Source organism: Streptomyces sp. NPDC050448 (assembly GCF_040655295.1).
GTDB lineage: Bacteria > Actinomycetota > Actinomycetes > Streptomycetales > Streptomycetaceae > Streptomyces.
The window spans coordinates 1-5334 of the sequence record NZ_JBFAJR010000092.1 but is presented as its reverse complement, the minus strand read 5'-3'; the positions used below and the strand labels follow the sequence as shown (position 1 = coordinate 5334).

Below are 5334 nucleotides of genomic sequence, written 5' to 3'. Positions count from 1 at the left end.
GGTGCCCCCACCGCAGTGGCTCCCTCCTCCGCCTTGCAATCCACGGCACCAGACGACCCGGGCTATCCGGCCCTGATCCGCCGGACACCCCCTAGCGGACGCCGGGTCAAGGGCCCCCTTCGATGTCCATTCAAGAGATGAGCAGGCGGAGGCCGAGATCTGCCTCGTCGAGGTGAGCGAGGTCGCTGTTGCGCTCGGCCCATCGGCCGGATTCGAGGTCGTCGCTGAGGCTTCGCACCGCGCGCTGCTCGGCCTCCGGCCCGACCCTGGTCCACACCGACATCGCACGGCGCACGTGATCCTCCAGATACGCCCCCGGGCGGCGCCAGTACGCCTCGAACAGGCCGTCAGCGCAGTCCCACGGGATGGGCACCGGCTCAGCGCGGGCGCCGATCGCGTCGGCCATCCCGGCAAGCGAGGGAAATTCCGTGAGGACGGCCGCGAACTCGGGCAGGTAGTCGCGGGCAAGCCAGAACCGGTCCTGCCATCCGGGCTCGTCGGTGTCGAACGTGAGCACCACCACGCGGCGGGCCACGCGTCGCATCTCGCGCAGCCCCGCTATCGGGTCCCCCCAGTGGTGAACGGTGGAGACGGCCATCGCGACATCGAAGGAGCGGTCCTCGAACGGCAGACTCTCCGCGGCGGCGGCCACGCACGGCGCCGAGCCGGCAGGCCGCTGCCCCCGCATGACCGCTGATGGCTCCACCGCGGTCACATCACGATGAGCAGGCTCGTAGGAACCGGTGCCGGCCCCGACGTTCAGCACCGTCTGCGCGTCCCCGAGCGCGTCCCAGATCTGCGCGGCGATCCGCGGATCGGTGTGCCGGGTCGCGGTGTAAGCGCCGCCGATCGCGTCGTACAGCCGTGCACCGAGCATCTCCAGTTGCTCCTCCGGTGTCACCATCAGTCCCTTCGCCCGTGCCTCAAGTTCCCTGTCGATGGCCGCCACCATGGCGTCAGCGCGATCACGCCGCTCCAGCAGCAGGCCGCGCAGTCGGCGCAGGTGCGCGACCGCGTCGGTGGACGAGTCGCCGACCAGTTCCGCCACTTCCCGCAGACCGAAGCCCAGCCGCCGGTAGGCCAGCACCTCCCGCAGCCGCTCCACGTCGCCCGCCGAGTAGGCCCGGTACCCGGCCGAGGTCCGCGCCGACGGCCGAACGAGCCCGATCTCGTCATAGTGATGCAGCGTGCGGACGCTCACGCCGGCCAGCTCGGCCACACGTCCCACGGTCCAGTGATCCTCCATGGCACCGACTATGCAGCCTGACGTCACGTGAGGGTCAAGAGCCGCCCCTGGCCGGGATCTACGACCCCACCGGGCACGGCCGCCTCCTGTTCGCCTTCTTCGCGGCCATGGCGGAGACCGAGCGGGAGAACATCCGCGAGTCGACGTTGGAAGGGCTCGACACCGCGGCCCGCAAGGGCAAGCACGGCGGCCGGCCACCGGTCACAACGACGACGTGCTCCACACCGTGCTCGGCGCCAACCGCGGTTCCGTTGATCCCCGAGGCCGTGATCCTCCCGATCACGCCGGAGCGGCGGGCCGGTCCGGCCCGCCGCTCCCAGGCCCCGGTCCCGGTCCCGCTTCAGGGACGGATCCCGTCGCAGGTGACCTGCAGGTGGCGCGGGCCGCGCAGGACCGCGTTCTGCCGGTAGGGCGGCGGGTCCTCGACCAGGCGCGGGTTCTCCAGGCGGCGGGCCAGTTCGCTCAGTGCGAGCTGCGCCTCCAGCCGGGCCAGCGGGGCGCCGAAGCAGCTGTGGATGCCGCTGCCGAGGCCCAGGTGCTGGATGTCCTTGCGGTACGGGTCGAAGCGGTCCGGGTTCTCGAAGCGGTTCGGGTCCCGGTTGCCGGAGGCGAGGACCAGCCACATCGAGGAGCCCTTGGGGATGGTGACCCCGTGGACCTCGATGTCGACGAGCGGGGTGCGCTGCGGCAACAGCTGCACCGGCGGCTCGAACCGCAACAGCTCCTCCACCAGGGGCACCGCGAGCTCCGGCGTCTCGCGCAGCTGCTTCAGGACGTCCGGGTTGCGCAGCAGGGTGAGCATCCCGTTGGTGATCAGGTTGACGGTGGTCTCGTGGCCCGCGATGAGCAGCAGGGCGGCGGTGCTGAGCAGTTCCATCGTGCTCATCGTCTCGTCCTGGCCGTGCCCGACGGCCAGTTGGGACAGCATGTCGTCGGCGGGGTTCTTGCGCCGCTCCTCGATCAGCCCGGCCAGGTACATGCCCAGTTCCATCCGGGCGTTTTGGGTGGTCTTCTCCCGCTCCTTCGCATCGGCGTCCGGCTCGGGGTTGGGGTCCAGGCTCGCCGCCAGGGTGTCGGCCCAGGTGTGGAAGCGTGGCTCGTCCTCGCGCGGCACACCGAGCAGCCGGCAGATCACGGTGACGGGGAACGGGTAGGCGAACTGGTCGACCAGGTCGATCCGTGCCGGGTCGCCGAGGTTGTCGATGAGGCCGGTGACGATACCGTGGAGGTCGTCGCGCATCCCGTCGATGCGGCGCGGGGAGTGCGGCGGCCCGAAGGGGCGGTTGGTCATCCGGCGCAGCCGGTCGTGCTCCGGGGGGTCCAGCTTGAGGAAGCCGGGCGGCAGGGCCGCGGCCCCCTCCTCCTCGCCCTCGGCCAGCGGATCCCCGGCCGTCGCGGCCAGGTTGCGGGCGTCGGAGCTGAGCCGCGGGTCGTGCAGCAGGCTCTGGATGTCGTAGTAGGTGCTGATGACGTACGGGCCGTCCCCGTCGTGGAAGACCGGGGTCTTGCGCAGCTTCTCGTACAGCGGGTACGGGTTCGCGCGGTTCGCGTAGTCGAGGATGTCGCTCAGGATGCCTTGCTTCATGCCGGGTCCTCCGGAGGGCGCGCGGGTCAGGACCCGGCGGGGGTGAACGTCATCCGCCGGTCGGCCGGCGAATATCCGCTGAGGGTGATGGTCGGTCCGTGCGTGGGCACGGACGGGTCGGGAAAGTCCGCGTCCATCGGCTTCTGCCCTTCGGGGCGCCGGTCGACCGTGGGGAACGGCGGCGGGAAGGGGGCGGTGGCCTCGATCTGCTGCTGGTAGAACTGGAGCCAGCGCGAGTTGTCGAAGCTGACCGCCCCGATGACGCGGCCCTGGTAGCCGTAGACGCCGGTGAAACGGCGTTCGGCGCGCGAGCCCTGAGTGATCATGATCTCGGTGCCCATCGAGGGCACGCCGACCGACTTGATGCTCACCCCGAACTGCGAGGACCAGAAGGCCGGCACCCAGATGTGGGGGCGGCGGTCGGTGCTCTCGCTGAGCATGTTGTGGGCCGCGGTCTCCGCCTGCGAGACGGCGTTGCCCCAGTGCTCCAGGGACAGGAACTGGTAGCCGAACAGCGGGTGCGGGGAACGGGCGACGTCGCCCGCCACGAAGATGTCGTCGGTGACGATGCCGCGGATGTCGAAGGCCCGGCAGCCCGCGTCGCAGGCGATGCCGCGGGGGCCGGCGCCGAGCCCGGAGCCGTTGAGCCACTCGGTATTGCGCTGGGCGCCGAGCGAGACGACCACGACGTCGCACTCCAGCGTGGTGCCGTCGGAGAAGTGCGCGGCGCGCACCCGCCCGGTGGAGTCGCCCTCCAGGGCCGTGACCATGATGCCGGTGCGCAGGTCGACGCCGTTCTCGCGGTGGAGTTCGGCGGCGACCGCGCCGATGACCCCGCCGAGGGCGCCGACGAGGGGCGCGTCGGCGCGCTCGGCGACGGTGACCTCCAGTCCGCGCTCGCGGCAGGCGGAGGCGATCTCGGATCCGGTGAACCCGGCGCCGATGACCAGGACCCGGCGCGGGCCGGCGTCGAGCCGCCGCGCCAGGGCGGCGCCGTCGTCGCGGGTGCGCAGGACGAACACGCCCTCGAGCTCCGCCTCGGCCGTGTTGGGCCAGGGCCGGGCCCGTACGCCGGTGGCGATCAGCAGCCGGTCGTAGGGCACCTCGTCGCCGTCGGCCAGCTTGACCCGCTTGGCCGCCATGTCGAGGCCGCTGGCCGGTACGCCGAGGCGCCACTCGGCGTCGATCTCGCGGCGGCGGGGCAGCGCGGTGCGCTCGGCCGTGCCCATGCCCAGCAGGGCCTGCTTCGACAGGGGCGGGCGGTCGTACGGCTCGTGGGGCTCGTCCCCGATCATGGTCAGCGAGCCCTTGAAGCCCATGTCCCGCAGGGTCTCGGCGCCGCGCAGGCCGGCGAGCGAGGCACCGACGACGACGATCCGGCCATCCGCCTTGAGGCGGTCCAGCGTTCCGTCAGCCATCGGATGCCTCCGCGCTGCCGGCGCAGCGGGAGCCTCCGGGGGCGCCGGACGCGGCCGCTGCCATGTCCAGCTCGTCCACGAGGATCGCCTGCACGGGACAGGCGGCGACCGCCTGGGCCAGGCGCTCGCGATGGGCGTCCTGCGCCTGCGGGTCGTAGAGCAGGCCCTCGTCTCCGTGCATCGCGAAGACGTCGGGTGCGAGGAAGGCGCACTGCGCGTATCCCTGGCACCGGTTGAGATCGACGACAAGTCTCAGCAAGGTCCAGCTCCTTTCGTTGGCCCCTCCGACTCCCCGGCCAGCGTGCGGCGCGGAGGGCGGGACGGCCCGTCCGGCGAGGCCATTGGGGTGACGGCCGGGCAGGTGTCACGGGGAGCGGCGGGCGGCGCGCAGGATGTACACGCTGATGAGCAGCGCCCAGGCCGGGAAGACCAGCTCGGACCAGGGCAGGGTGGAGCCCACCACCAGCAGGACCAGCCCGGACAGGGTCCCGATCAGGATCAGGGGCCTGGGGAGGACCCCGAGCTTGCGCCCGATGGCCGAGGTCGCGAGGACGAAGACGGCGGCCATCCGCATCCCGTACGTGGTGAGCAGCGTGTAGGCGAAGTGGCGGCCGAAGCCCGCGGGGTCCTCGGCGTCCAGCACGGTCCCGGCGGCCGCGACGGCACCGAAGAGGCAGGCGACGAAGACCAGTCCGCTGCCCAGGAAGACGGTGGCGATGAACCGGTCCTCGGCCTCCCCGGTGTGCTCGCGCAGCGCGCCCATGAACCACAGGAAGGCGATACCGGCGAACGGGACGAGCTCCAGTGCCGTGGTCAGCGCACCACGCCGGCCCGGGGCGATCTCCACCTGCTCGCCGCCGGCGCCTCCGGGCAGGGCGATCCGAGCGAGCACCATCGCCGCCGCGAGCAGGACGGCGAAGACGACCCCGGCCAGCCCGGCGGCCTTCGGGGTGCTCAGGCTCTCTGCCCGGGTCGTCCCGGGTGCTCCCTGTGTCATTCCTCCAGCAAGCGGCCCGCCGGGCCCGCGTGCCAGCGGTGCGGCGCGGTCGGGTGACGAGGCGGAACCGAGCCGGAGATCGGAGTAG

Annotated in this window: 5 protein-coding genes and 1 pseudogene; 1 reads left to right on the top strand and 5 read right to left on the bottom strand. The window is 72.1% G+C overall.

Features of this window, described 5'->3' with window-relative positions:
* Positions 1-130: 130 nt before the first annotated feature.
* The gene (locus tag AB0I68_RS38650) at positions 131-1228 is read right to left on the bottom strand and encodes a MerR family transcriptional regulator (RefSeq protein WP_363182130.1); all 1098 of its coding nucleotides are present in this window, start codon (positions 1226-1228) and stop codon (positions 131-133) included.
* Between the two features lie 62 nt (positions 1229-1290).
* Here AB0I68_RS38650 and AB0I68_RS38645 point away from each other — a divergent pair.
* Positions 1291-1478 (top strand): annotated as a pseudogene (locus AB0I68_RS38645) (recombinase family protein); the annotation flags it as partial.
* 108 nt (positions 1479-1586) lie between these two features.
* Here AB0I68_RS38645 and AB0I68_RS38640 read toward each other — a convergent pair.
* The 4 genes from AB0I68_RS38640 to AB0I68_RS38625 form a co-directional block, all read right to left on the bottom strand.
* On the bottom strand, positions 1587-2831 hold the full coding sequence (locus AB0I68_RS38640; protein ID WP_363182127.1) for a cytochrome P450: 1245 nt from the start codon (positions 2829-2831) through the stop codon (positions 1587-1589).
* 26 nt (positions 2832-2857) lie between these two features.
* Positions 2858-4249: an FAD-dependent oxidoreductase gene (locus AB0I68_RS38635; protein ID WP_363182126.1), complete on the bottom strand. Its 1392-nt coding sequence runs from the start codon at positions 4247-4249 to the stop codon at positions 2858-2860.
* Positions 4242-4505: a ferredoxin gene (locus tag AB0I68_RS38630; RefSeq protein ID WP_363182128.1), complete on the bottom strand. Its 264-nt coding sequence runs from the start codon at positions 4503-4505 to the stop codon at positions 4242-4244. The genes AB0I68_RS38635 and AB0I68_RS38630 overlap by 8 nt, the downstream gene beginning before the upstream one ends.
* A 108-nt stretch (positions 4506-4613) precedes the next feature.
* Positions 4614-5246: a hypothetical protein gene (locus tag AB0I68_RS38625; protein WP_363182125.1), complete on the bottom strand. Its 633-nt coding sequence runs from the start codon at positions 5244-5246 to the stop codon at positions 4614-4616.
* Positions 5247-5334 lie beyond the last annotated feature (88 nt).